The following is a 25408-nucleotide window of genomic DNA, read 5'->3' as shown; positions in this document are numbered from 1 at the left end:
CGATGTACGGGATCATATCAACGCGTGTATCTGCGAAGTTTATCCGGTGATCCGTCGCGCGGCGGCAAGTCGTTCGGCCGCGCGTGACCTGTCGTCCCCTGTATCCGGGCTGCGGACCGGCCCGCGCCCGTCATCCTCCGGTCCCGGCCGTCCGGGAGCGGCCGCTCCCTCACGCCTGATCAGGACAGCCATGGGCGCCCACTGGATCGAGAATGCGGCCCGGCACTGGCGGCACGGGCGGATCGTCGGGCACCGCTTCACCGAGCGGCGTCCCGGCATCCGCGCGGCCCTCCGGGCGGCCGCGCCCGGCAGCGTGCTGCTCGCCGGCAATTCCCACGCGGAGCTCGTCGGCGCGCCGGATCTCGGCGGCCGGCCCTGCATCAACGTCGCGGTCGGCGGCAGCACCGCGACCGATTGCGGCCGCCAGCTCGCGGCGCTGCGCGTCCCGGTCCGCTGCGCGGCCGCGGTGCTGATCATCGGCACCAACGACATACAGCGCTGGCGCCATCCCGAGCGGGCCCGGGTGGTCGACCGGTTCGAGGCCGATGTCCGGGACATCCTGCGCCGCCTGGAGGCCTGGGCCGCGCAGGTCTTCGTCGCCGCGATCCCGCCGATCGGTGCCGGGGCGACCGGGCGCGATCCCGCCGCCGTCGCGGTCTTCTCGGATCGCCTCGCGGCACTCTGCGCCGCGGGGGGCCGCACCTTCTTCGACCCGTTCGCGCCGTGGCGATCCGGCACCGGCGGCCTCGCCGGTCCGGGCCTCCACCGGGACGGCGTGCATCTGGCCGACTACGCGCCCCTGGCCGCGGCGCTCGCCGGCGCGGTGGTGCTCGATGCGCTCCCGCTCGCGCCCGTCCGGAGGCCCGTGCCGGCCGCACCCCTGCGGATCCTGCGCGCCGCCTGGATCGGCCGGCCGTGAGGCTCCGCGCGCGCCTCGCCGCGGCCCTGCGGCCGCCCGCGCGCGCCGGCGTGCAGCACCTGCCCCGGCGGGTCTGGCCCGGCGAGGAGGCGGCTTGGCGCGACGAGAACGGCGTCCGCCACCCGCGGGCGGTGCGCCGTGCCCTCGCGGCGCTGGCCGCCCTCGAACCCCGCGGTCGCTACGGCGCCCGGATCGAGGGACGGGGCAAGGTCGTGACCGGCCCGGCCAGCGCGCTCGTCCTGCGCGACGTGGAGGCGGAGATCGGGTTCGTCCTCGGCCTCACGCCAGACGGGTACGGCGCGGAGCCATTCTGAGAGGTCCCGTTCAGGGCGGGGTCGTGCACAGCAGGGTCGGCGCGCAGGCCGTCCGGAAGCCTGCCCGCGCGTAGAGGGCCTCGGTCCTGCCGTCGGCCGGGCATTGCAGGAAGACCTGCGCGGCTCCCCGCGCCCGCGCCTCGCGCAGGGCCGCGACCGTCACGGCGGTGCCGAGGCCGCGGCGCTGCCGGTCGGCCCGCGTGCTGACATTGTACAGGCCCGCCGTCTCGCCGCGCAGGTAGAGGCTGGCGCAGGCCGCCGGGCCGGCGGCGTCGCGCAGGACGAGGTGCAGGGTCACGAGGCCGTGCCGGCCCCGGGCCGCGCGCAGCGCCGGGATGTAGTAGCGGCGCAGATGCGTCCGCACGCCCGGCGCGTCGGACAGGTGGGCGAAGACCCTCTCGAAATCCGGCCCCGGCGCGGGCGTCGCCTGCACGGTGACGGCGCTGCCGGCCGGGGCCGGCGCCGGAAGCTCCCGCGCCACCATCCAGCGTGCCGGGTAGAGGATCGCGGGCTCGAACAGGGCGCGCAGCAGCGCGATCTCGCCGTCGTCCCGGGCCAGGAAGGCCGGCGCCCGCGCGCGCCCGAGGGCGGCCGCGCCCGCCCAGGCGAACTGGTCGGGACGGTGCACGCCGAAGGCGAAGTTCACGGTCGGGTCCGGGATGCTGCGCGACCAGACGTAGCCGGCGCCCCCGGGGCCGTGCTCGACGCCGTCGATCAGGGAGCCGGTGAGCGCCGCCACATGGGCGTCGCGCAGGGTCTCGAAGGTCGGTTCGGGCGCCTGCATGTCAGGCGGCCGTCCGTCCGGAGGCTCGCGCGGGGGACGGCGCCCGGGCCTCGGCGGTATCCCCGGCCGTGCCCGGACCTGCCTCCGCAGCCGTGTCCGCGCCCGCCTCCTGGCCGTGCCTGTCCATCCGCTCGCTCCTGCGCCGCTCGGGCTTCGACGGAGTGACGGTTGAGGCGGGGCGCCGTTCATGCTGTCGCACCCGGTGCCGGCGGACGGCGCCCGCACGAAACCTCTGAACGCCGGACGGGCCCATCCGTCAGGGAGGTGCCGGCGACGCGGAGGTGCCGGCGACGCGCGGAGGACGGATGACGGACGCTTCGAGCCAGCGGATGCGCGACGCGGGGGCGCATCCCCCGAGGACGTGCGATGACGGGGCGCGGGAAACCGCGCGGGACGCCGCGCCGGTGTCCCTCACCCTGGAGGGGACCCGCGAAGTGCCGGTGATCCGCCTCGCCGAGCCGGTCGCGCCGGCGGCGGCCGCGGAGGCGATCCTGGCGCGCGCCGAGGCGCTGACCGCCCAGGACATGCAGGTCCTGCGCATCGTCGTCGCGGCCGATCCGGCGACGTCCGGACGGCTGCTCGATCTCGGCGCGGCCCGGGCCCTCGGTGACGGCGACGGGGTCGAGATCCTGCCGGGGCTCCTCTGGCAATGCGCCGCCCGCTGGCTCCCGCGGGCCCGGCCGCCCTTCCCCGAGCTGTTCACCGCCACGGCCGGCCGCCGCCACCCGCTGCGGCCCCGGACGCCGGCCGGCACGGTCTACGCGCGGGCGATCCCCTGGCTCGACCGGCGTCTGAGCTTCCGCACGATGACGGAGCCCGGCGACGTCGCCCTGTTCTCGACCTGGATGAACGACCCCCGCATCGCCTCGATCTGGCAGGAGACCGGCACCCTTGAGGCGCACGCCGCCTACATCGCCGGGCTCCAGGCCGACCCCGCGACCCTGCCGCTGCTCGGCTGCCTCGACGGCAGGCCGTTCGGCTATTTCGAGCTGTACTGGGCGCGGGAGAGCCGCCTCGGGCCGCTCTACGAGGCCGGCCCCTACGACCGCGGCTGGCACGTCGCGATCGGCGACGCGTCCGTGCGCGGGCGGCCCGCGCTCTCGGCCTGGCTGCCGTCGCTGATGCACTACCTGTTCCTCGACGAGCCGCGCACGCAGCGCGTCGTCGGCGAGCCGCGGGCCGATCACGCCCAGCAGATCCGGAACCTCCACGGCTCCGGCTTCGCGACGATCGCGACCGTCGACTTCCCCCACAAGCGCGCGGCCCTGGTCGCGCTGTCGCGCGAGCACTTCGTGCGCGACCGGCTCTGGGTGCCGGGGGCGGCCGCCGCCGACGCCGTGCCGCGGCCTCCCGCGGTGCCCGCCTAGACCGCACTCCGCGAACAGGGGTGAGCGTCCGGTGATACCCCCGCCCCCGCCTACGGGCCCGTCGCCGGCGGGCTGATGATCGCCTGCGCCGGGCCGCGGCCGAGGTCCTGGCCGACGGGCGCGGTCCGGCGCCGCTGCCGGCCTGGGGCCTCGGCGCGCGCCGGGCAGGCGGCGCAGCGCCGGTCGAGGGCCGCGAGGCAGTGCAGGTGGCCGCGGCGCACGAGGCCGCACACCAGCGCGCGCGAGACCCCGAGCCGGGTCGCGATCTCGATCTGCGGAACGCCCTCGACCCGGTGGAGCTGGAAGACCGTGCGCACCGGCTCCGGCAGCTCGGCCACCGCGGCCTCCACCTGCCGCAGGGATTCCCGCGACGCCGCGGCCGCCTCGGGGGTCCCGGTGCTGGGATCGGCCGGGTCCGGCGCGGCGTCGAGGCCGGTGAACAGGCGCCGCTCGAGGCCCTGCCGCCGCGCCCGGTCCAGGGCGAGGTTGCGCACCATCCGCCCGACATAGGCGGCCTGGATCGCGGTCTCGGCCAGGGGCGGATCGGCGATCAGCCGGAGCAGCACGTCCTGGACGACGTCCTCCGCCTGGGCCGGGCAGCCGAGGATGCGGCGCGCCCGCGCCAGATAGGCGGCGCGATGGCGCTCGAACGCCGCGAGGTTCCATGATCCGCCGGGCGGAGGGCGGCCGGGCCGGCCCGGCGGGACCGCGGCGATCCCGTGGCCGGAGGGACCGGCGTCGCAGTTCCAGGTCGCCACTGTCCCGCTCACAAGCTCCCATCGGCACGGCGCGTGCGGGTGGGACGCGTAACACGCGGCTGTTCTGTGTAACAACGTCTATCTTCGTGGATTAGAATTATTAAAACTCGAAATATCGACATCCGTTCGAGGGAATAGATGAAAGATCTGGACGTTCGTCCCGGCGCGGGGCGAGAAATCGTTCCGGATTCTGCATTCCACGGTGCCACGCCCGGGATCGGGCCGGCGGCCGCGCCGGATTTCCGGTCGCGCCAGGGTCCGTCGGCGCGTGTATGCTGGCGCTTCCTCGATTCGGCGCGCGGTGCGCGCCGCCGAACCCGTCCCCGCAGGATCGCGGCAGGAGAGCCAGGGCCGCGATGCCGTCCGTCGATACGCTCGTCCCGGTGGGTGCCTTCGCGCTGCTGGTCCTGGCGTTCGCCGTGAAGCACCTCGCGGCGGACTTCTTCCTTCAGACCAACTGGATGGCGCAGGGCAAGCAGCGGTCGTCCGCCTGGCTCGCGCCCCTCTGCGCCCATACCGGCCTGCACGGCCTCGGCACGCTGGCGATCGCGCTGGCGGTGAAGCCGGCCCTGTGGTGGCTGGCGCTCGTTGATTTCGCGATCCACACGGGGATCGATCGCGGCAAGGTGCTGGTCGGCCAGCGGACCCGCCTGCCGGCCACGGACGCCTGGTTCTGGTGGCTGATCGGCATCGACCAGTTCCTGCACCAAGTCACCCATCTCGGGCTCGCCGTGGTGCTGGCGGCGGCCTGACCCCTGACCGGGAGAGCGGGCGCCGCCGGGCGCCTCACTGCATCTCGGCCTCGAGCAGCCGGTTCGTGTCGGAGACCTTGCCGGCCAGTTCCAGGATCAGGAAGCGCTGGAAGGCGAGCGCGAGGTCCGGGCGCTCCCGCTCCATCCGCGCGAGGGCGGCACGGTCGATGACGACCACCCGGCAGGGGCTCTCGGCGACGGCGGTGGCGGTGCGCCGCCCGCCCTGGACCAGCGCGATCTCGCCGATCACCGTGCCGGCCGTGGTGGTGCGCAGGCGCAGGTTGCCGCGGCCGGGGACCTCCATCTCGATGGAGACGAGGCCCTGCTCCAGGAAGTAGAGGGCATCGGCCGCCTCCCCCTGGCGCATCAGCGCCGCGCCCGCCGCGAGCTCGCGGACCGTCAGGTAGGGCGCGAAGTCGTCCGGGCCGAACGTGCTGCCGAGCCGGTCGGCCATGTGCCGGGCGAAGACGGCGACTTCCCCTGGGCCGGCGCCGCCGGCCTCCGCCAGGAGCGTCGCCTCGGCGGCGCGCAGGGCCTCGTCCAGCGTGTCAAGGATCCGGACACGCGGGTCGGCGGTGAGGCCGTTGCGGGTGATCAGCAGGCGCGCGACCGGATCCACGTGGACCAGCAGCACCTCGAAGCGCCGCTGCTCGGCGAGCTGGCCAACCTTGCGGAACGCGATCAGCGCCGAGCTGTCGAGTCCCACGGTCTCGCGGAAATCCAGGATCAGCACGCGCAGATCCCCGGCCTCCGCGGCGGCCCGGCGGAAGATCGCCTGCGCGTTGAGGAAGAACAGGTAGCCCTGCAGGGTGTAGATCCGGGTCCGGCCGCCGGCCGCCTCGAGCCGCGCGGCGGCGTCGGGGCCGCGGATCACGCTGCTGCGCCGGTCCGCCCCGGAGAGCGACCGGCGGATCGCGCCGATCTGCCCGTACTGGACCCCGAAGATCAGGATCGCCAGCAGGACGCCGACGAGGAAGCCCGTGGTGGCCCCGAAATACGCGGTGGCGGTGCACACGACCAGCGCGATGGCGATCTCCCAGCCCGGCAGGGTCCGGCTGGCGACGCCGAGGTTGAACAGGAGCCCGATGCCGATGGCGATCAGGGCGCCGCCGGCCAGCGGGCGGGGCAGCAGCGCCAGGGGGCTCGCGCCGACGATGAGGAGCGCCGCCATGACCGCGAGGGTCAGCCACCAGCCGAGCCAGTGGCCGCCGCCGATGTTGTGCAGCAGCAGCGTCGAGGTCCGGCCGAAGCCCATCGCGGAGCTGCCGAACACGCTGCCGACCAAGTTGGTGGCGCCCGAGGCGACGAACATCCGGTCGATGTCGAGGTCGCGCCGGATCTCCAGCTCGACGCTCACCACGTAGAGGATCTGGATGATCACCGCCACGACGACCAGGGTGGCGATCTTGGGCCAGATCGGCAGGAGCAGGTGCGGATCGAAGGCCGTCAGGCTGCCGATGGCGGGCGGCCGCAGCAGCGTGCCCGTCGGCAGCGGCTCGATCAGCCATCCCGATGCCTGCCCGGCGGCGACGCTGGTGCCCGTCCAGGCCAGCCCGAGATGGACCACCGCGAGGCTCGACAGGATCACCGTCGGGTAGGTCCCCCAGTGCCGAACGATCCGGGGGAGGTAGAAGGCGCAGAACCCGATCACGAGGGTCAGGGCGATGCGCGCGAGCGCCCCGGCATCGATCCGGCCCGGATCGAGGTTCGCCGGATCGACGGCGTGGAGCAGGGCCGCGAGCGGGTCGTCGACATGGCCGCCGATCTGCACGCCGCTGCGCAGGAACAGCAGGCCGACGCCGCCGAGGAAGCCGGCGAGCACCGGGTAGGGCAGGAGCTGCACCAGCAGGGAGGCCCGCAGGGTGCCGAGCAACGCGAAGATCACGCCGGTGGCGAAGGTCGAGACGCCGCAGGCGACGAGCACGAGCTGGCCGACCGTCTCCGGATCGGTGACGCCCGCGGCCTCGAGCTGCCCGGCGACCGCCGAGGCGATCGCCGCCTGCACGATCGCGGCCGCGCCGATGAAGGACAGCGAGATCCGCGCGGTGCGGCGCAGCGCGATGAAGACGAGGCTGCCCAGCACGTAGGCCGCGAGCAGCGCCGACAGGCCGGCCGCGCGGCTCTCCACCAGCGGCCCCGAGAAGATGAGCTGGGAGTAGCTGATGAGGTCGAGGAGCAGCACCATCACGGTGACGGCCGCCGCCGCTCCGATGCGGGCCCCGCGCAGGATCGCCGCGCGGCCGCCGGCCGGGGATGCGGTCCCGGCGGACGTCAGGTCGGTTGTCGTCATCGGCACGGTACCCGCGTCTCGAAATCCCGATGGGCGCGGAGATCGCAGATCCCGGTGCAGATCCCGTGCGATCACGTGCACGGATCGTCGCCGAATCGCAGGACCTGACCTTGGCCACGCCAGTTCTCAACCGATGGCAGGTGCCGGCTTAAATTATCGTGCAGGCCGCTTCTGCGCGGCAGCATTGTGGGATCGCCGCGGTGGATCGCGCGGCGGATCGGCCGATCCGCCGCGCCGTCGGGGGCTCCCGGGTCGCGGCCGCCGCGACGGGCCTTCGGCCCTCAGCGCGCCTCGCTGACGCGCTTGGTCGCCCGCTGCTCCTTCTTGTAGGCGGTGATCGCCGCCGAGCAGTTCGGGGAGAGCTTCTTCAGGTTGGCCTTGAAGCAGGCCTCGACCTCCGGGCCACCCGGCGCGTAGGCGCTGCAGAAATCCATGTAGTCGCCGGTGCAGTACTGCTTGAGGGCTTCCCGGGCCGGGGATTGCTCCGCGAAGGCCGCGGCGGGGCCGAGGCACAGACCGATGGCCAGGAGGGCCGTCTTGGTCGAAGTCATCGAAATCCTACGCTCGTCCAGGCCGCGCGAGCGGGTCGCGCGGCGATGGGCGGTGCGGATGGGCGCCAAGGATGGCATGACCATGACGCCCGGGCTGCCCGAACGCAGATCAGCCATGCCCCGTGCCGGCGGGGCCGCCGGTCAGTGCGCGCTGACGCGGCGGGTCGGAACGAGGTCGTTGGCGATGATCTCGCCGAACGGGCCGTCGTTGCGGGCATTGCCGGCCGGCCGCCCGGTCGTGGCGCGCAGCGGCAGCTTCGGGAAGACCAGCTCGGCGAACCGGTAGGCCTCCTCCAGGTGCGGGTAGCCCGAGAGGATGAAGCGGTCGATCCCGAGATCGATGTACTCCTTCATCCGGTCGGCGACCTGGTCGGCCGAGCCGACCAGCGCCGTCCCGGCGCCGCCGCGGACGAGGCCGACGCCGGCCCAGAGGTTCGGCGCCACCACGAGCTTGTCGCGGCTGCCGCCGTGGAGCGCCATCATGCGGCTCTGGCCGACGGAATCCTGCCGCTTCAGGGTCTCCTGCGCCTTGGCGATGGTGGCGTCGTCGAGCTTCGAGATCAGCTGCTCGGCGGCCTCCCAGGCCGCGGCCTCGGTCTCGCGGGCGATGACGTGCAGGCGGATGCCGTACGAGAAGGTCTTGCCCTTCGCCTCGGCGGCCTCCCGGGCGGCGGCGATCTTCTCGGCGACCTGGGCCGGGGGTTCGCCCCAGGTCAGGTAGACGTCGCAATGCTCGGCCGCGACCGCCATGCCGGCCGCCGACGAGCCGCCGAAATAGAGCGGCGGATAGGGCTTCTGCACCGGCGGGAAGATCAGCCGGCCGTTCTCGGTGCGCAGGTGATCGCCCCGGAAGGTCACGGTCTCGCCCGCGAGCAGGCCGCGCCAGATCGTCAGGAACTCGTCGGTGACGGCGTAGCGTTCGTCGTGGGACAGGAACACGCCGTCGCCGGCGAGTTCCACCGGGTCGCCGCCGGTGACGACGTTGATCAGGAGGCGCCCGTCCGAGATCCGGTCGAGGGTCGCGGTCATGCGGGCCGCCGCGGAGGGCTCCATCAGGCCCGGCCGCACCGCCACGAGGAAGCGCAGCTGCTTGGTCAGCGGCGCCAGCGCCGAGGCGACGATCCAGGAATCCTCGCAGGAGCGTCCGGTGGGCAGCAGCACGCCGTAATAGCCGAGCTCGTCCGCCCCCTGCGCGATCTGCCGGAGATAGCTGAGCGAGACGTCCCGGGCCCCCTCCCGCGCGCCGAGATAGCGGCCGTCGCCGTGGGTCGGCAGGAACCAGAGGACGTCGGCGCGCCCGTCATTGGCTGCTGTCATCGGAATCTCCTGTGCGGCCCGGTGGCCGGATGCGGAAAAGCCGGACCCGACTGCGCGGGTCCGGTGATCGTCGAGAGCTAGGGCGGGCCGCCGCTTCCGGGAAACGGCGGCCCCGCGTTCAGGCGGTCGGCTGCGATCCGAGCAGGTGATCGAGGATGCGGCCCTCGAGGCGGGCGAGGTCCGGATCCCCGCGCCGGCGCGGCCGCGGCACGTCGACCCGCAGGTCGAGGGCGATCCGGCCGGCCTCGACCACGAGGATGCGGTCGGCCAGCGCCACGGCCTCGGCGACGTCGTGCGTGACGAGGAGCGCGGTGAACCCCTGCGCCCGCCAGATCCGCTCGATCAGGTCCTGCATGCCGATCCGGGTCAGGGCGTCGAGGGCGCCCAGCGGCTCGTCGAGGGCGAGAAGGCCCGGCCGGCTCACCAGCGCCCGGGCCAGGGCCACGCGCTGGCGCTGGCCGCCCGACAGGGTGGCGGGCCACTGCCCGGCCTTGTCGGCGAGGCCGACCTCGGCGAGCGCCGCGAGCGCCCGCTCCCGGCGCTCGGCCCGGGAGCCGTGCCCCGACAGGCCGACCGCCACGTTGTCGACGACCCGCGCCCAGGGCAGCAGCCGCGGCTCCTGGAACATGATCCGCTTCGGCGGCTCGGACCGGCGCGGGGAGCGTTCCGGCCCCTCCAGGTCGATCCGCCCGCCCGTGGGCGTGTCGAGCCCGAGGATGAGGCGCAGCAGGGTGCTCTTGCCGCAGCCGGAGCGGCCGACCACCGCGGTGAACCCGCCGGCCGGCAGGAACAGGTTCAGGCCCTCGATGACGGCGGTGCCGTCGAAGCTCTTGTCCAGGTCGCGGACGGTGACGGCGATCCCGCGGGCCGGCGGCGAGGGGGGCGAATCCGCGGGCAGATCCGCGGGCAGATCCGCTTGCCTGTGCCCCCGGGCGGGGCCGGGCGCCGGGCGCGGGTCCGTGCCCGGGTCGGGAAGCGCCTCGCGGCGGACGGCGTCGAGCAGCATCAGGCGCTCCTGTAGGCGGGATTCCAGGCGAGGCAGGCGCGCTCGAGCTGGCGGGTCAGGGCGTCGGCGAACTTGCCGAGGGCGGCGTAGATCAGGATCGCCAGCACGACGACGTCGACCAGCATGAACTCCCGGGCCTGCATGGCCATGTAGCCGAGCCCCGACGAGGCCGAGATCGTCTCGGCGACGATCAGCGTCAGCCACATGATGCCCAGCGCGTAGCGCAGGCCCACGAAGATCGACGGCAGGGCGCCGGGCAGCACCACGCGGGTGAACAGCTCGGTGCGGGACATGCCGTAGACCCGGCCCATCTCCACGAGGCCCGGATCCACCGAGCGGATGCCGTGCAGGGTGTTGGCGTAGATCGGGAAGAACACGCCGAGCGCCACGAGGAACAGCTTGGCCTCCTCGCCGATGCCGAACCACAGGATCACCAGCGGGATCAGCGACAGGTGGGGCACGTTGCGCACCATCTGCACCGAGGTGTCGGTGAGCCGCTCCGACAGGCGCGACAGGCCGTTGGCGAGGCCGAGCCCGAAGCCGATGCCGCCGCCGATCACGAAGCCCGCCAGCGCCCGCAGGGTGCTGACGCCGAGATTGGTCCAGAGCTCCCCGGTCCGCCCGGCCTCCCAGCCGGCCCGGACCACGTCGAGGGGCGCCGGCATGAAGCGGTTGGAGACGAGGCCGGCCGAGACCGCGGCCTGCCAGCCGAGCAGGATGGCGGCCGGCAGCAGCCAGGGCACCGCGGAGTCGCGCAGGCGATCGAGCTTCGAGGGGCGCATCAGCGGTTCTCCGTCCGCTTCTCGGACTTGAGGGCGTCCGCGGGCCCGGGCGGCGTCCAGACCGCGTCGGCGACCCGGACGGGCTTCGGCAGGAGCCCGAGACGGTGGAAGCTGTCGGCGACCTTCTGCTGGTCGGCGATCGCGGCCGCGTCGAGGGGCGCGACGCCGTAGGACAGGCGGCCGAGCGCCACGGCGAGGACCGGCGCGGGGATGCCCACCGAGGGCGCCAGTTCCGCCGCCACGGCGTCGGCATGGCCCTCGGCCCAGGCGTCGATCTCCCCGATCGCCTGCAGCACGGCCGAGACGATCGCGGGACTGGTGTCGGTGAAGCCGCGCCGGGACAGGTAGAACTGGCGGTTGGGGGCGAGCGCGTGCCCGTCGACCCCGCGCCCGTCGACCAGGACCCGGGCGCCCGTGGCGCGCTCGGCGGCGGCCTGGAACGGGTCCCAGATCACCCAGGCATCGACGGAGCCGCGCACGAAGGCGGCGTTGGCGTCGGCCGGCGCGAGGTAGGCGAGCGTCACCGCGTCGTAGGGGACGCCCGCCTGCTCCAGAGCGCGCACCAGCAGGTAGTGGACGTTCGATCCCTTGTTGAGGGCGACGGTCTTGCCGCGCAGGTCGGCGACGCTGCGGATCGGGCTGTCCTTGGGCACGAGGATCGCCTCGCCCCGCGGCGCCGGCGGCTCGGCGGCCACGTAGCGCAGCTCCGGGCTCGCCGCCTGGGCGAAGATCGGCGGCGCCTCGCCGGCCGAGCCGAAATCGATCGCCCCGGCATTCAGCGCCTCCAGGAGCGGCGGGCCGGACGGGAACTCGGACCACGCCACCGCAGTGCCGAGGGGCTGGAGGGCCTTCTCCAGGGTGCCGCGGGCCTTCAGCAGCACGAGGGACCCGTATTTCTGGTAGCCGATCCGGATGCTGCCGGCCGCGCGGGCGGGCCGCAGCAGCGCGGCCGCCGCGAGGCCGAGGCCGGCGGACAGGAGGAGGCGGCGATTCGGGGCGCCGGCGGATGACAGGGACAGCGCGCGGGGCGATCGGTCGGTCATGGCTCTCTGCGGTCGGTCTCAGCCGTTGCGGGCGGGGGGCGTCCAGACCGCGTCGGCGATGCGGATCGGCTTGGGGATCAGCTTCAGGGCGTGGAAGCGGTCGGCGACCCGCTGCTGCTCGGCGGCGACGCGGTCGGTCATCGGTCCGATCACGTAGTCGGTCCGGTCCACCGCCCGCCGCGTCGCGGCCAGCGGCACGCCGGTGCCCTGCGACAGGAGTTCCGCCACCGCGCCGCGATTCTGCGTGCACCAGGCCGCCACCTCGCCCAGGGCGTCGATCGCCGCGGTGAGGACCGGGGCCCGGCTCTCCGCGAAGGGCCGGCTCGCCAGGAAGAAGTTGTTCTGCGGGGTGACGTCGGTGGCGCGCACCAGCACGCGCACGCCCTCCCCCTGCTCGGCGATGGCGAAGTACGGGTCCCAGATCGTCCAGGCGTCGATGCTGCCCCGGGCGAAGGCGGCCGCGGCATCCGCGGGCGCCAGCGTCACCGGCTCGATGTCGGCGTAGCTCAGGCCGGCCTTCTCCAGCGCCGCGATGGTCAGGTTGTGGGAGCTCGACGCCTTGGCGAAGGCGACGCGCTTGCCCTTGAGCTCGGCGAGGCTGCGGATCTCCGAGCCCTTCGGCAGCAGGATCCCGGCGCCGGAGCCGCCGGCCTCCTGGGCGGCCGCGTAGACGAGGTTAGAGCGCGCGGCCTGGGCGAAGATCGGCGGGGCGTCGCCGGTCTGGCCGAGATCGATCCCGTCCAGCGACAGGGCCTCCAGAAGCGGCGGCCCGAAGGAGAACTCGACCCAGCGCACCGCGTATCCGAGGGGCTCCAGGCGCTTCTCGATGATCTTCTGCTGCTTGGCGACGACCAGGATGCCGTTCTTCTGGTAGCCGATCCGCAGCACGCCGGGCTCGGCCGCCCGGGCGCCCGGGACGAGAGCCGGCGCGAGGGCCGGTGCTAGGGGCAGGGCCGCGAGGGCGGCCAGCAGGGCGCGACGGTCGAGCATCGGCCGGCTCACTCGGCGGCGGCGAGGGTGAGTGGCGCCGCGGCCGCCCGGTGCACGAGCAGCGCGGCGAGCTGCCCGCCGGCCTCGCGGGCGCGGGCGCGCACCCCGGCCTCCGTCAGCGCGCCGTCGCTGAAATCGGGATCGGAGGCGTAGACCGCGGTCGGGATCTGGAGCGCCCCGAAGAAGCCGAAGAGCGGCCGGAACGCGTGCTCGACCACGAGGGCGTGGCGCGCGCCGCCGCCCGTGGCCACGATCGCCACGGGCTTCCCGGCGAGCGCCCCCGGATCGACCAGGTCGAACAGGTGCTTGAACAGGCCGGTATAGGCGCCCTTGTAGACCGGCGAGCCGACGATCAGCCCGTCCGCCTCCTCGATGGCCGCGAGCACGCCGCGCGCGGCCGGCGCGAGCTGGTCGCGGGTCCAGGCGGCGCCGAGGCTGGTCCCGGCATCGACGAAGTCGAGGATCTCCGCGTCGAGAGAGGCCTGGGCGCTGGCCTCGCGGAGCACGGCATCCACCAGCGTGCGGGTCTTCGAGGGCCGCTGCACGTTGGCGCTCAGCCCGACGAGTCTCGGTCGTGTCATTCCGGATGCCTTGCTGTGAGACGGGATGACGGACCGCACCGTCTCCGAAGAGCGGAGGTTGCGCGGCCGGACATCCGAACAGGCCGCTAGAATTGATGGCTGCGACTTCCGCCGTCAATGAAACGGCGTTCCCAATTGCCCGGTGAAGGAAAAACGTTCTCCCCGAAACCGGGCGTCCAATATGGAATTTCATCTCGATCGCCGCGCGGGATGGGCGCGAGATATTGCGTGTCGGCGGTTCATTGGCGCGAGAGACGGGGTTTTATTCTCTCAACGCGCCCGGCGGGAGAAGCGTGTTCTCGATACGTGGGCGGACTCGGAACCGAATCGCTAGGCCCGGGATCCGGGGCAGCGGGGGAGGCCGACGCGACCGGAACGCCACCCGCGCTGACACCCTCGCGGTCGCCAGCGTCGTCGTCGTCGACCCGCCCTGCGGCTCCGGATCAACAGGCGGTGCCTACTTGCGGACGAGGAGGTGCTGCACGGTGCCGTCGTCGCCGTACTTGGTCCACATCTGCGCGCAGGCCTCCTCCGGACGCTCCCGGAGCTGCGCCAGTTCCGCGTCGAGGTCGTGCTGCAGGGCGATCGAGCGCTTCTTCGTGAAGAAGTCCGCGTGGTTCAGATGGTTCTCGCGCGAGAACTGACGGAAACGCTCCGTGTCGATCCGGACGGCCGGACAGTTTCTCGCGGCCAGATCGGCCTCGATCCCCGGGCGGAGTGCCGGAACGTCCTTCTGCAAGGACGAGCGACGGGCTTCGGCCCAGGTACCGAACACGGCCCAGGCCAGTGCGGCCGCCACGAGAGGAGCAAATCTATTCATCGCAAGACGTATCGCTGTGCTGCGACATCCTAAATCTCGCACCTGCGATAAGTTCGATCAGAACCGCAGAAGGCAAGACACTTCTGTGTGAAAGCGCACACCCCGCGACCAGCGCGGCGCCGGGTCCGGAACCCTGACCGCCTCAGTACGCCGGGACGACGCGCGTCTCGGGCAGCGGCGCCCGCATGGTGAAGTGCAGCCCGGCCGGCTGGAAATCGAAGGCGATGTCCGCCTGGCACTGGACCTTCAGGACACGCTGCAGCAGCGTCGAGCCGAAGCCCTTCCGCGTCGGCACCGCCGTGGCCGGACCACCCCGCTCGGTCCAGTCGAGGTGGAGCATGCGAGCGGCCGGCGTCTGCTCGATATCCCACCGGATCGCGATCCGGCCCTCCGGGACCGACAGGGCACCGTGCTTGGCCGCGTTGGTGGTCAGCTCGTGGATGGCCATGCCGGTCGGGACCGCGAGGTCGCCCATCAGGTCGATCGCGGGGCCGTCCAGCTGGATGCGGGCGCCCTCGACGTCGTTGTAGGGCCCGAGCTCGTTCATCAGCATCTCGCGCAGGGGCGCCTGCTGCCAGTAATCCTCGGTCAGGAGATTGTGGGTCTTGGCCAGCGAGATCACCCGCGCAGAGAACGACGCGTAGAACGCGTCGACGCTGGTCGCTGACCGGGCCGAGGCCCCGAGCAGCGCCTGCACGGTGGCCAGCGTGTTCTTCACCCGGTGATGCAGCTCGCGGATCAGGAGCGCCTGCCGCTCGGTCGTGCGCTCGCGCTCCTCGAGATGGGCGCGCGCCTCGAGCTGCCGGCGCTTGGCGCGGTGGGCGGAGCGGGCCGCCATGACCAGCGTCGCCGGGTGGAACGGGCGTTCCAGCACGCTGACGTTGCCGAGCATATCGGTCAGCTGCGCGTTGGGCTCGGCGCCCCGCAGCCGCAGGAGGATGAACGGGAAATCGGACCAGGGCGGCTGCGCGGCGATCCAGTCCGCCAGGGTCTGGCGGTTCGAGGACAGCAGCGCCTCCTCGGTGAGCACCGCGCAGGCGGCCGTGTCGAGCCGGGAGACCACGTCCGCGAGGCTGGCGCACACCTGTGTCGCGATCCGCGCTTCGCCGAGGATCGCCGCGGCGACGGCGGCGTCGCGGCCACCCGGCGCGAAGATGAGAACCGGCAGTTCAGCCTCGGTCATCAGCCGCGCGGGTCGGCAGGAGCGACGACCGCTCACCCTCGAATGTCGGAACGCCGGTCATGATACCTCGGAACGCGCTGAGCGGTTCGCCAACGCGGATCCCGCCGGAGTCGATCCGCAATTCGCGGATCGTGTCCTCGTGGCTGCCGGTCCGCTTCTTCACGACCGAGATCGCGCGCCGCAGCCGCCCGTCGGCCTCGAAGGTGCGGAACAGCAGGATCGTGTCGCTGAGGTAGGTGAGGTCGACATTCGCGCCCATCGCCCCGATCATGCCGTGCTGGGCTAGGACGAGGAGCGAGAGCACGCCCTGCTGGTTCAGGTAGGTCAGCAGCTCGTGCATCTGCAGGAGCAGGTAATTCTCCTCCGGCATGGCGTTGTGATAGCCGGTCAGGGAGTCGATCACGACCGTCGTCACGCCCCGGTGCTCGACCGCGTTCTGGACGATGTCGGCGAGTTCGCCGGGCGAGACCTCGGCCGGGTCGATCTGCTCGACGATGAGCGCTCCGGCGACGATCGCGTCTTCGATCGGCATGGCGAGGCCGCGGGCCCGGCGACTGAGGACGCCGGTGGTTTCGTCGAAGCTGAGGATCAGCGCGCGCTCGCCGCGGGCGATCGCCGCGGTGACGCAGGTGAGCGCCACCGTCGACTTGCCGACGCCGGACGGCCCGATCAGCATCGTGCTGGTGCCCCGGTCGAGGCCGCCGCCGAGCAACTGGTCCAGTTCGGGGCTGCCCGTGCCGCACTGAGCGTCGGGGAAGGTGCCGAGATGCTCGGCCGCGACGAGGCGCGGGAACACCGTGAGGCCGCCGCGCCGGATGACGTAGTCGTGGAACCCGCCCCGGAACGGCGTGCCGCGCATCTTGATCACACGCAGGCGCCGCCGCTCGCCGCCGTACAGGGGCGCAAGCTGCTCCAGCCGAATCACGGCGTGGCTGAGGCTGTGCAGGTTCAGGTCGTCCGTCTCGGCGGTGAGATCGTCGAGGAGCAGCGCCGTGGTGTTCTGGATGAGCAGGAAGCTGCGCAGGGCGTGGACCTGCCTGCGGTAGCGCAGCGATCCCTGCGAGAGCAGCCTGATCTCCGAGAGGCTGTCGAACACCACGCGCTGCGGCTTGAGCCGCTCGATCTCGGCGATCGCCATCCGGACGGTCTCGCCGAGCTCGAGGTCGGACGAGTGGACGAGGCTCTGCTGCTGCCCGGGGTCGAGGCTGAGTTCCGGCGCGACGAGCTCGCAGATCTCGATGCCGTCGAGGGACCAGCCGTGGCGCTCCGCGACGTTCAGGAGCTCGCGCCGGCTCTCCGAGAGCGTGATGTACAGGCAGCGCTCGCCCCGGCGCACGCCGTCGAGGAGGAACTGCATCGCCAGCGTCGTCTTGCCGGATCCGGGCCGCCCCTCGATGAGGTGCGAGCGCTGGGACGCGTAGCCGCCGGCCAGGATATGGTCGAGGCCGGTCACCCCGGTGGAGACCGGTGCCGCGTCGTGATCGGTCACTGCCATGTCGAGGTCTCTGCCGTCGTCCCACGGGCGGGCGGCCCGTCGACCGCGCGACGGTACGCGGAGCCCGGTCTCGTACACGAAGCCGCGCGCAGCGCGAAACGCCGCCGCGCGGCCGGCACGGCGCGCCTGCCCGACGGGCGCGGCGCGGCCGCTGCCCCCGCGGGTCCGGGAGCCGGCGTGTACGGGCCTCGCGGTCGCGGGACGGCCCCTCCCCCGCCCGGGTCCGCGTGCCCGGCGCCCGCAGGGAGCGGGCGCCGGGGCGGTCAGGGCGTCACTGGCTGCCCGGGCCCTTCGCGAGGCCGGCCAGGGTGAACAGGTCCACCGACAGCTTCGCGCCGATCACGAAGGCGTCCGGGATCGGCTTCGGGCGGAACGGGAAGCGGGTCTGGTCCGGGTCGATCACGTATTGCAGGTTCGGCATCAGCCGCACCGCCGGGGTGAGCTGGATGCCGTAGCTCAGCTCGAGGATGGTCTGCAGGGACTCGACGGTCCGGGTGCCGAGTCCCAGCGACGCGCGCGCCGCCCGGATGTTGGCCGTGCCCAGGAGCGAGAGCTTCTCCATGGCGAAGACGAGGCCGAGGGTATCGTAGGGCCGGCCCGGGAAGGTGCCGGTCAGCACGGCGCCGCCCTCCAGGAAGTAATCCTGGGTCTGCCGTCCGCCGGTCCCGCCGATCGCGACGCCGAACACCGACAGGCCCTGGACGCCGTTCGGATCCGGCCGCCAGACCATCTGGTCGAAGCGGGCGTAGACCGCCGACCGCCCGAACCGGGTCAGCGGGTCGAGGCCGCTGAAGACCTGGGCGGCGCCCCGCCGGTCGAGAACGGGATCCGTGTAGTCCGACCGGTCGAACACGGCGCCGATGCTGTAGTTGCGCGGCAGCGGGTCGTTGCCGAAATTGGTCGAGTAGCCGATCTCCACCGGCACCAGGTATCCGGTGGCGCCGCTGGTCGATCAGTCGACGCCGTTCCGGGTCGGCAGCTGGTCGCGCGGGTTCACCTCGTAGATGCCGGCGTGCAGGAACACCCTGTCGGTGACCCAGGCCTTGGCGTGTCCGCCCCAGGTCGCGATCGGCCAGTAGGTGAAGTTCGTCAGCTTGAAGATGGACTTGGGCGCGCCGCAGGTCGCGTTGTTCTGGAAGTTGCAGTAGAGCGGCGAGGCCAGGAAGTTGGGGTTGGCGAGCAGGCGGCCGACCTCGATGTCGAGGCGGTTGTCGAACAGCTTCTGCTCGTAGGACAGCAGCGTCAGTTGGGCGGTCTGGCCGCCGCCGTAGATCTCCTGCACGCTGCCGTTGAAGCCGATGTCATCCTGCGCCAAGCTCCGGCCGTGGCGCTGGGTGACGATCGTGTGGACCGAGCCGCCGTCGATGCCGGCGAGGCGGCCGAGATCGGCGTCGAGGCCGAACACGATCTGGCCCGCATAGGCCGATCCCTGCCGGATGCCGCCGGACGGGTTGGCGGCGAACTCCCCCGTGTAGTTCAGGACCATGCTGATCCCGTTGCCGAGATCGAGGGTGCCCGGCGGCAGGCTGGGCGGCGTCGCGCTGCTGCCCTGCACGTCGAGGCTGGCGGCGGCGCTGCTGGCGCCCGAGAAGCTCCGCGCCTCCCGGATGACCCGCCGCCGGGCGCGGTTCGCCCGATACCGGGCCTTCTGCGCCGGGCTCGCCTTCGGTCCCGGATTGACCAGGGACGGTCCCCCGTCCGGGGCCGTCGCCTCGACCTGCGCGACTGCCGGGCGCGCGCCCGCCGTGACCGACGCGGCGCAGAACGCGAGCGCGGCCCATCGCCAATGCTTTGCCCGATGCTTGCCCCGATGCTTTCCCATGTGTGACTCCCCCTTTACCGCGCGGCCTTGCCTGGCTCTGTCGCGTTCGTGTCTCGCAGGGGGCCTCCCGGTCAGTCCGTGAAGGCCTCCACCGCGCGGCGCTCGCCGCGCATGAAGGCGTCGGCGGCGTGGATCAGCGGATTCAGGTCGACGTCGCTGGTGCCGGAGCGGACCAGGGCGGCGAAGCGGTCGTAGAGGCCGCGGTACTCCGCCTCGGGCGGGAGCGGCTGGTCGCGGCCGGCGATCGACAGGGCGGCCCCGCCCCGCGACAGGACCAGGGGGCCGTCGTCGGTCTCGACGCGGATGTCCCAGGTCTGCGGCCCGGTCTGGCGCCAGTCGAACCGGGCGCGGATCGGGGTGCCGGCGACGTCCGCGAAGTGCAGGTCGGCGGCGATCGGCGCCTGCCGGTTCGCCGGCACCGACAGGGTCGCGCCGGTGAGGAAGAACGGCGGCAGGATGTGGGTGGCGATCGACAGGGCGTTGATCCCCGGATCGAACACGCCCATCCCGCCCGCGTCCCAGATCCAGTCCTGGCCCGGGTGCCAGTGCCGGACATCCTCCAGCCAGGCGATCGCCACCAACCGGATCCTGCGGCCCGACAGCCACCGGCGGGCGGGCTCCACCCCCGGCGCGTAGCGGGAGTGCCAGCTCGCGAACAGGCTCACGCCCCGGTCCCGCGCGGCCGCGACCAGGAGCCCGACCTCGGCCAGCGTCGCGCCCGGGGGCTTCTCGAGGAAGACGTGGCGGCCCGCCGCGATCGCCGCCAGGGCCGCCGCGCACCGCGCCTGCGGCGGCTGGCACAGGGCGACGGCGTCGAGGTCGCCGTGCGCCGCCAGCATCGCCTCCAGGGTGGCGTAGCTCGGCACCCCGTCGAGGCCGCCGTGCCGGCTCGCCACCGCCACGAGCGCGTAGTCCGGCGAGGCGGCGATGGCCGGCAGGTGCTGGTCGCGGGCGATCTTGCCGACGCCCACGAGGCCGATGCGGATCGGGGCCGCCATGTCAGAGCACCCGCACGGACGGCGCGTCCGCCGGCGCGATCGCCAGCGGGTTGCGCAGGGGCCGCGTGAACGGCGCCGCCGCGATCTCGAACACGTCGCCCGGCCGGGTCGCGACGCCGTCGCTGAACGACAGGGTCGCGGTCCCGAAGAAGTGGACGTGCACGTCGCCGGGGCGCCGGAACGGCGCGTACTTGAAGTGGTGCCGCTCCAGATTGGCGATGCTGTGGGACATGTTGGCCTCCCCGGACAGGAACGGCTTCTCCCAGAGCACGGCTCCGTCGCGCAGGATGCGGCTCGTGCCGCGCACGTCCGGCGGCAGGGCCCCGAGCCACAGCTCCGGGCCGAGGGCGGCCGGGCGGAGCTTGGAATGGGCGAGCCACAGGTAGTTGCCGCGCTCGGTCACGTGGTCGGAGAACTCGTTCGCCAGGGCGAAGCCGAGGCGCACCGGCGTTCCGTCGGCGTCGATCAGGTAGATCCCGGCGATCTCCGGCTCCTCGCCGCCGTCGCGGGCGAAGGCCGGCGAGACCAGCGGCTCGCCGCAGGCGACGAGGCCGGAGCCGTCGCCCTTGTAGAACCACTCGGGCTGCGCGCCGGTCTCGCCCGGCGCCGGCTTCCCGCCCTCGACGCCCATCCGGAACATGCGCATCGAATCGGTCGGCGCCGGGTCGGTCGCGGCCGCGCGGTGCATCGCGTCGCGGCCCTCGGCGGAGCCGAGATGCGTCAGGCCGGTGCCGCTCAGCATCAGGTGCGCGGGATCGGCGTGGTCGATGGGCGGCAGGAGCCGGACCGCGTCGAGATCGACGGGCGCGCCGAGCCCCGCGTGCTCCGCCGTCGCGGTCAGATCGTCCCCCGCCGCGAGGGCCCTGTGCGCCAGGGCGAGCACGCTGTCGACGCCGAGCACCCGCCGCGCCCGGCCGTCGGCGAGCAGCGCGACGGCCCGCTGCCCGTCGGCCGCGCGGAATTGTAGGAGTGATCGTCCCATCTGTGTCCTCCCGGGGATGCCCGCTTCGGGGCGTCCTGAACGCGCGGCCGTCGAGGGTCGCGCGGCGGCCTGTCAGCGGCCGGGTTGCGGGGCGCGAGCACTGTCGATCCGGCGCGCGCGGTGCCGGGGATTGTCCGGGCGCAGGAAGCGCTCGATCGCCGGCGGTCCGACCGCGCTGCTGCGGCCGTCCGAGGTCGCCGGGAACGGGCCGCCCTGCACCATCGCGGGGGCGACCTCCGCGCCGGTCGGCCAGCCCTTCGCCATGACCCGGCCGGACCTGCGGGCGGAGCGGACCGGATCCGCGAACAGGCGCGGCTGCCCAACCGCGCGGGCGCGCTCGCCCTCGACCCGCGCGCGCGGCTGGCCCGCCTCGGCCATCGCCCGCTCGATCGGCGGCGCACCGAGTTCGGCGATGCCGTCGGCGACAGCCTCGCGACAGCGCGCGCGTGTTTCCAGGGGCGCCCCGGAGACGTGCGGGAACGCCGCCTCCGCCGGGGCGCAGGCGGCCTCGACCTCCGCGGGGCCGGCGGCCCGGAAGACCGCGGCCGTGGCCGATTCGGCGGCGCCGCTCGGGACGCCGCCGCGGACCGAGACGGGCCCTAGCGGTTCACTACTAATACAAATAAGCTAGAGCAGTTCGCTCCCGGCCGCAAGTGCGGCCGCGGTCCCGGTGCGGCGGGCGTTCCTCTTTGCGCTCCTACAACTTCAGGATACGATCACGCCGTTCCTGCCCCGACCCGGTGGCCCGGACCGGAGGTGGATGCGGTGAGGCAGGAGCGGAGCTCGGAGAACGTGACGCTGCCCCTCGCCTCGGGGTCGCGCCGCATCCACGGCTCGGTCGCCCGCGATCTGGGCGCGGCGATCCTCGGCGGCCGCTACGCGCCCGGGGATGTGCTGCCCGGCGAGATCGAATTCTCTGAGAAATTGAACGTCTCGCGCACCGCTTATCGCGAGGCGATCCGCATCCTGAGCGCGAAGGGGCTCGTGGAGAGCCGCCCGCGCACCGGCACCCGCGTCAGCCAGCGCAGCCGCTGGAACCTGCTCGATCCCGACATCCTGGCCTGGGCCTTCGAGTCGGAGCCGAGCGAGTCCTTCATCCGCGACCTGTTCGAGCTGCGGATGATCGTGGAGCCGGCCGCGGCCGCGCTCGCGGCCGAGCGGCGCTCCGGCCTCGACATCGCCCGGATGGGCCACGCCCTGGAGGAGATGGGCCGCCACGGCCTCGCCACCGAGGCCGGGCGGGCGGCCGACCAGGCCTTCCACAACACGATCCTGGAAGCGGCCCGCAACGGCGCGCTGATCGCCCTGTCGAGCTCCATCGCCGCCGCAGTCACGTGGACGACGATCTTCAAGCACCGCCGCCAGGGCCTGCCCCGGGACCCGATGCCGGATCACCGCGCCCTCTACGACGCGATCGTGGCGGGCGACCCGGACGCCGCCCGCGCGACGATGACCGAGCTGGTCCGCCTCGCCCTCGCCGACACCGAGCTGGCGATGCGGCCCTGACGGTGCCGGCGGCGGGGCGCCGCCGGCGCGGGCATCGCCCGAGTGGCCCGAGTGGCCTCAGTGGTTGTCGCGCGGCACGCCCCGCGTCTGCGCGATGCGCTGGAACGCCTCGGCGCCCTCGAGGATGGCCCCGGTGTGCATCTGCCCCACCGCGGCGCGCTGCATCGCCTGCCAGGGGGTCTGCGAGGCCGGATAGGCGTAGCCGCCCGCCGCCTCCAGGGCCGCGCGCCGCCGCGCGATCTCGTCGGCGTCGACCAGCATGTCGGCGGTGCCGCGGCGCAGGTCGATCCGCACCCGGTCACCGGTGCGCAGGAGGGCGAGGCCGCCGCCGGCCGCTGCCTCGGGCGATGCGTTGAGGATCGACGGCGAGCCGGAGGTGCCGGACTGGCGCCCGTCGCCGAGGCAGGGCAGCGCGTGCACGCCGGCCCGGATCAGCTGCGCGGGCGGGCGCATGTTCACCACCTCGGCCGCCCCCGGGTAGCCCACGGGCCCGGCCCCACGCATGACCAGCAGGGTCTCCTCGGTGATGCCGAGGCTCGGGTCGTCGATCCGGGCGTGGTAATCCTCCGGCCCGTCGAACACCACGACGGGGCCCTCGAAGGCGTCCGGATCCTCCGGGTTCGACAGGTAGCGGCTGCGGAACTCCGCGCCGATGACGCTGGTCTTCATCACCGCGGCGTCGAACAGGTTGCCGCGCAGGACCAGGAAGCCCGCCGCCTCCTTGAGCGGCCGGTCGATCGGCCGGATCACGTCCTCGTCCTCGATCGCGGCGCCGCGGCAATTGTCGCCGAGGGTGCGCCCGTTCACGGTGAGGGCGCCCTCGCGGATCAGGCCGCGGCGCATGAGCTGCGCCACCACCGCGGGCAAGCTGCCGGCGCGGTAGTAATCCTCGCCGAGATAGGCGCCCGCCGGCTGCAGGTTGACGAGGAGCGGCACGTCGAGGCCGTGGGTCTGCCAGTCCGCGATGTCGAGCGCGACCCCCATGTGGCGGGCGATCGCCGCGAGGTGGATCGGCGCGTTGGTCGAGCCGCCGATCGCGGAATTGACCGCGATGGCGTTGAGGAAGGCGTCGCGGGTCAGGATGTCGGAGGGCTTCAGGTCCTCGGCCACCATGGCGACGACGCGCTTCCCGGTCAGGTAGGCGGCCTCCTGCCGGTCGCGGTAGGGCGCCGGGATCGCGGCCGAGCCGGGCAGCATCATGCCGAGCGCCTCGGCCAGCGTGTTCATCGTCGTGGCGGTGCCCATCGTGTTGCAGAAGCCCGTCGAGGGCGCCGACGAGGTCACCAGCTTGATGAAGCCGTCGTGGTCGATCTCGCCGGCCGCCAGCATCTCGCGGGCCTTCCAGACGATCGTGCCCGATCCGGTGCGCTGGCCCTTGAACCAGCCGTTGAGCATCGGACCCACCGACAGGGCAATGGCCGGGATGTTCACGGTGGCGGCCGCCATCAGGCAGGCCGGGGTGGTCTTGTCGCAGCCCGTGGTCAGCACGACCCCGTCGAGGGGGTAGCCGTAGAGCAGTTCCACGAGCCCGAGATAGGCGAGGTTGCGGTCGAGGCCGGCGGTCGGCCGCTTGCCGGTCTCCTGGATCGGGTGGACGGGAAACTCCAGGACGATCCCGCCCGCCTCGCGGATGCCCTCGCGGATCCGCTCCGCGAGGACGAGGTGGTGGCGATTGCACGGGGATAGGTCCGAGCCGGTCTGGGCGATGCCGATGATCGGCTTGCCCGAGCGCAGCTCCTCCAGGCTGAGGCCGAAGTTCAGGTAGCGTTCCAGGTAGAGCGCGGTCATGTCGATATTGTCGGGGTTGTCGAACCACGCGCGCGAGCGCAGGGGCCGTGCAATCGGTCGGTCGGTCATTTCTGGGTCCGGTGGGCGGGGCTGGTCGAGAAGCGGTAGGTGATCACGTTCCGGTAGGTCTTGCCGGGATCGAGCCGGGCCGAGCCGAAGGCCGGCTGGTTCGGCGTGTCGGGGAAGAGCTCCGGCTCCAGCGCCAGGGCGTCCGACTGGCGGTAGGCGAGGCCGGATTTACCGACCGCGGTCGCGTTGAGGAAGTTGCCGGCGTAGAACTGGAGGCCGGGCTGGTTGCTCGCCACGTCGAGGACGCGGCCCGAGTCCGGATCCTCGACCCGCGCCACGGGGTGCGGCTCGGCCGTGGGCGCGTCGGTCCCGACCCAGTTGTGGTCGTAGCCGCGCCCGCGCACGATCTGCGCGTCCCGCCCGTCGCGGATCCGCGCACCGATCACCGCGGGCTCGCGGAAGTCGAAGGGCGTCCCGGCCACCGGCAGGTGTTCCCCGGTCGGGATCAGGGTGGGGTCGACCGGCGTGAAGCGCTCCGCCGGGATGGTCAGAATCTGGTCGAGGATCGAGCGGCCCGAGCCCTCGCCCGCGAGGTTGAAGAAGCTGTGGTTGGTCAGATTGACGATCGTCGGCTTGTCGGTCGTCGCCGTAGGTGACCGTGAGGGTGTTCGTGTCGTCCAGCGCGTAGGTGGCGGTCGCCGTCAGCGTGCCGGGATAGCCCTCCTCGCCGTCCGGGCTGACGTAGCGCAGGGTGACCGAGGGGGCCGCGCCGCCCTTGACCGCGATGATCGTCCAGAGCCGCTTGTCGAAGCCGGCCGCGCCGCCGTGCAGGGTGTTCGGGCCGTCGTTGGTGGCCAGCGTGTAGGTCCGGCCGTCGAGGGAGAAGCGCCCGGCGCGGATGCGGTTGGCGTAGCGCCCGACGCTCGCGCCGAAATAGTTGCCCTTGGCCAGATAGGAGGCGAGGTCGTTGTAGCCGAGCACGACGTCCGCGGCCTTGCCGGAGCGGTCCGGCACGTCGAGGCTCCGCAGGAGCGCCCCCCACGACAGGATCCGCGCCGTGACGCCCTTGCCGTTCGTCAGCGTCACCTCCTCCACCGTCCGGCCGTCCGGCAGCGTGCCGAACACCGCCCGGGTCGGCTCGGCCGCCCGGGCCGGTGCCGGCGTCAGGCCCGGCAGGGCCGCACAGGCGCACAGCGCCAGGGATCCCACTCCACGCATAGCGCTCTCCCCCTTCGTGATTCCGCCCGCCGCGTCGGTCGTGCGCCGGACCGCGACGGGACTCGCCGTTGACGTCCGCGAACCCGGTATATACTCAGACAAATAAAAGGAACAACACGGGACCCCAACAAGG

Annotated in this window: 22 protein-coding genes and 2 pseudogenes; 5 read left to right on the top strand and 19 right to left on the bottom strand. The window is 73.1% G+C overall.

Features of this window, described 5'->3' with window-relative positions:
- Window positions 1-190: 190 nt before the first annotated feature.
- Together C4T42_RS23915 and C4T42_RS23910 are read left to right on the top strand one after the other, a co-directional pair.
- Window positions 191-919: an SGNH/GDSL hydrolase family protein gene (locus C4T42_RS23915; protein WP_103985978.1), complete on the top strand. Its 729-nt coding sequence runs from the start codon at window positions 191-193 to the stop codon at window positions 917-919.
- Window positions 916-1233: a hypothetical protein gene (locus C4T42_RS23910; RefSeq protein ID WP_103985977.1), complete on the top strand. Its 318-nt coding sequence runs from the start codon at window positions 916-918 to the stop codon at window positions 1231-1233. Before C4T42_RS23915 ends, C4T42_RS23910 begins: the two co-directional genes overlap by 4 nt.
- 10 nt (window positions 1234-1243) lie before the next feature.
- Here C4T42_RS23910 and C4T42_RS23905 read toward each other — a convergent pair whose 3' ends face one another.
- The gene (locus tag C4T42_RS23905; protein WP_091682592.1) at window positions 1244-2017 is read right to left on the bottom strand and encodes a GNAT family N-acetyltransferase; all 774 of its coding nucleotides are present in this window, start codon (window positions 2015-2017) and stop codon (window positions 1244-1246) included.
- A 305-nt stretch (window positions 2018-2322) separates the two neighbouring features.
- Between C4T42_RS23905 and C4T42_RS23900 the strand changes: the two genes are divergently transcribed.
- Entirely contained in the window at window positions 2323-3384 is a 1062-nt protein-coding gene (locus tag C4T42_RS23900) for a GNAT family N-acetyltransferase (RefSeq protein WP_244603268.1), read from the top strand.
- A gap of 50 nt (window positions 3385-3434) precedes the next feature.
- Here the strand turns inward: C4T42_RS23900 and C4T42_RS23895 are convergent, their stop codons facing one another.
- A complete protein-coding gene (locus C4T42_RS23895; protein WP_244603267.1) occupies window positions 3435-4154 on the bottom strand; it encodes a sigma-70 family RNA polymerase sigma factor in 720 nt (239 codons plus the stop codon).
- A 344-nt stretch (window positions 4155-4498) separates the two neighbouring features.
- On the opposite strand from C4T42_RS23895, the gene C4T42_RS23890 reads away from it, so the two are divergent.
- Window positions 4499-4894: a DUF3307 domain-containing protein gene (locus C4T42_RS23890; RefSeq protein ID WP_103985975.1), complete on the top strand. Its 396-nt coding sequence runs from the start codon at window positions 4499-4501 to the stop codon at window positions 4892-4894.
- 34 nt (window positions 4895-4928) lie between these two features.
- Here C4T42_RS23890 and C4T42_RS23885 read toward each other — a convergent pair whose 3' ends face one another.
- The 15 genes and pseudogenes from C4T42_RS23885 to C4T42_RS32495 form a co-directional block, all read right to left on the bottom strand.
- Entirely contained in the window at window positions 4929-7184 is a 2256-nt protein-coding gene (locus C4T42_RS23885; protein ID WP_091980640.1) for a cyclic nucleotide-binding domain-containing protein, read from the bottom strand.
- Between the two features lie 281 nt (window positions 7185-7465).
- Window positions 7466-7735 (bottom strand): hypothetical protein, encoded by a 270-nt coding sequence (locus C4T42_RS23880; protein ID WP_012318328.1) that lies wholly within the window; start codon window positions 7733-7735, stop codon window positions 7466-7468.
- A gap of 141 nt (window positions 7736-7876) precedes the next feature.
- Window positions 7877-9052 carry an FMNH2-dependent alkanesulfonate monooxygenase gene (gene ssuD / locus C4T42_RS23875; protein ID WP_020094784.1) on the bottom strand — a complete coding sequence of 392 codons (1176 nt, stop codon included), beginning with the start codon at window positions 9050-9052 and terminating at the stop codon, window positions 7877-7879.
- A 118-nt stretch (window positions 9053-9170) separates the two neighbouring features.
- Window positions 9171-10058, bottom strand: a complete 888-nt coding sequence (locus tag C4T42_RS23870) for an ATP-binding cassette domain-containing protein (protein ID WP_181049207.1) — start codon at window positions 10056-10058, stop codon at window positions 9171-9173.
- A complete protein-coding gene (gene ssuC, locus C4T42_RS23865) occupies window positions 10058-10840 on the bottom strand; it encodes an aliphatic sulfonate ABC transporter permease SsuC (RefSeq protein WP_020094782.1) in 783 nt (260 codons plus the stop codon). The genes C4T42_RS23870 and ssuC overlap by 1 nt, the downstream gene beginning before the upstream one ends.
- Window positions 10840-11883 (bottom strand): sulfonate ABC transporter substrate-binding protein, encoded by a 1044-nt coding sequence (locus tag C4T42_RS23860; protein ID WP_020094781.1) that lies wholly within the window; start codon window positions 11881-11883, stop codon window positions 10840-10842. The genes ssuC and C4T42_RS23860 overlap by 1 nt, the downstream gene beginning before the upstream one ends.
- A gap of 18 nt (window positions 11884-11901) precedes the next feature.
- Complete coding sequence (locus tag C4T42_RS23855; protein ID WP_020094780.1) at window positions 11902-12873, bottom strand: aliphatic sulfonate ABC transporter substrate-binding protein; 972 nt, start codon at window positions 12871-12873, stop codon at window positions 11902-11904.
- A gap of 8 nt (window positions 12874-12881) precedes the next feature.
- Window positions 12882-13454, bottom strand: a complete 573-nt coding sequence (msuE, locus tag C4T42_RS23850; RefSeq protein ID WP_103985974.1) for an FMN reductase — start codon at window positions 13452-13454, stop codon at window positions 12882-12884.
- A 457-nt stretch (window positions 13455-13911) separates the two neighbouring features.
- A complete protein-coding gene (locus C4T42_RS23845) occupies window positions 13912-14274 on the bottom strand; it encodes a hypothetical protein (RefSeq protein ID WP_103985973.1) in 363 nt (120 codons plus the stop codon).
- A gap of 142 nt (window positions 14275-14416) precedes the next feature.
- Window positions 14417-15457: a sensor histidine kinase gene (locus tag C4T42_RS23840; RefSeq protein WP_103985972.1), complete on the bottom strand. Its 1041-nt coding sequence runs from the start codon at window positions 15455-15457 to the stop codon at window positions 14417-14419.
- Complete coding sequence (locus tag C4T42_RS23835; protein ID WP_103985971.1) at window positions 15444-16952, bottom strand: ATPase domain-containing protein; 1509 nt, start codon at window positions 16950-16952, stop codon at window positions 15444-15446. The genes C4T42_RS23840 and C4T42_RS23835 overlap by 14 nt, the downstream gene beginning before the upstream one ends.
- A gap of 271 nt (window positions 16953-17223) precedes the next feature.
- A pseudogene (locus C4T42_RS23830) lies at window positions 17224-18774 on the bottom strand (carbohydrate porin).
- Window positions 18775-18845: 71 nt separating this feature from the next.
- Window positions 18846-19772 carry a Gfo/Idh/MocA family oxidoreductase gene (locus C4T42_RS23825; RefSeq protein WP_103985970.1) on the bottom strand — a complete coding sequence of 309 codons (927 nt, stop codon included), beginning with the start codon at window positions 19770-19772 and terminating at the stop codon, window positions 18846-18848.
- A 1-nt stretch (window position 19773) separates the two neighbouring features.
- A complete protein-coding gene (araD1, locus tag C4T42_RS23820; RefSeq protein WP_103985969.1) occupies window positions 19774-20754 on the bottom strand; it encodes an AraD1 family protein in 981 nt (326 codons plus the stop codon).
- Between the two features lie 72 nt (window positions 20755-20826).
- Entirely contained in the window at window positions 20827-21372 is a 546-nt protein-coding gene (locus tag C4T42_RS32495; protein ID WP_244603271.1) for an aldehyde dehydrogenase family protein, read from the bottom strand.
- 174 nt (window positions 21373-21546) lie between these two features.
- Between C4T42_RS32495 and C4T42_RS23810 the strand changes: the two genes are divergently transcribed.
- Entirely contained in the window at window positions 21547-22260 is a 714-nt protein-coding gene (locus C4T42_RS23810; RefSeq protein ID WP_244491948.1) for a FadR/GntR family transcriptional regulator, read from the top strand.
- Between the two features lie 57 nt (window positions 22261-22317).
- Here C4T42_RS23810 and C4T42_RS23805 read toward each other — a convergent pair whose 3' ends face one another.
- Entirely contained in the window at window positions 22318-24117 is a 1800-nt protein-coding gene (locus C4T42_RS23805; protein WP_020094770.1) for an IlvD/Edd family dehydratase, read from the bottom strand.
- Window positions 24114-25275: pseudogene (locus C4T42_RS23800) on the bottom strand (aldose epimerase family protein). The gene C4T42_RS23805 and the pseudogene C4T42_RS23800 overlap by 4 nt, the downstream one beginning before the upstream one ends.
- Window positions 25276-25408 lie beyond the last annotated feature (133 nt).

Source organism: Methylobacterium sp. 190mf (assembly GCF_900107945.1).
GTDB lineage: Bacteria > Pseudomonadota > Alphaproteobacteria > Rhizobiales > Beijerinckiaceae > Methylobacterium.
The sequence above is the reverse complement of the archived record's forward strand: the minus strand, read 5'-3'. Positions and strand labels throughout refer to the sequence as shown.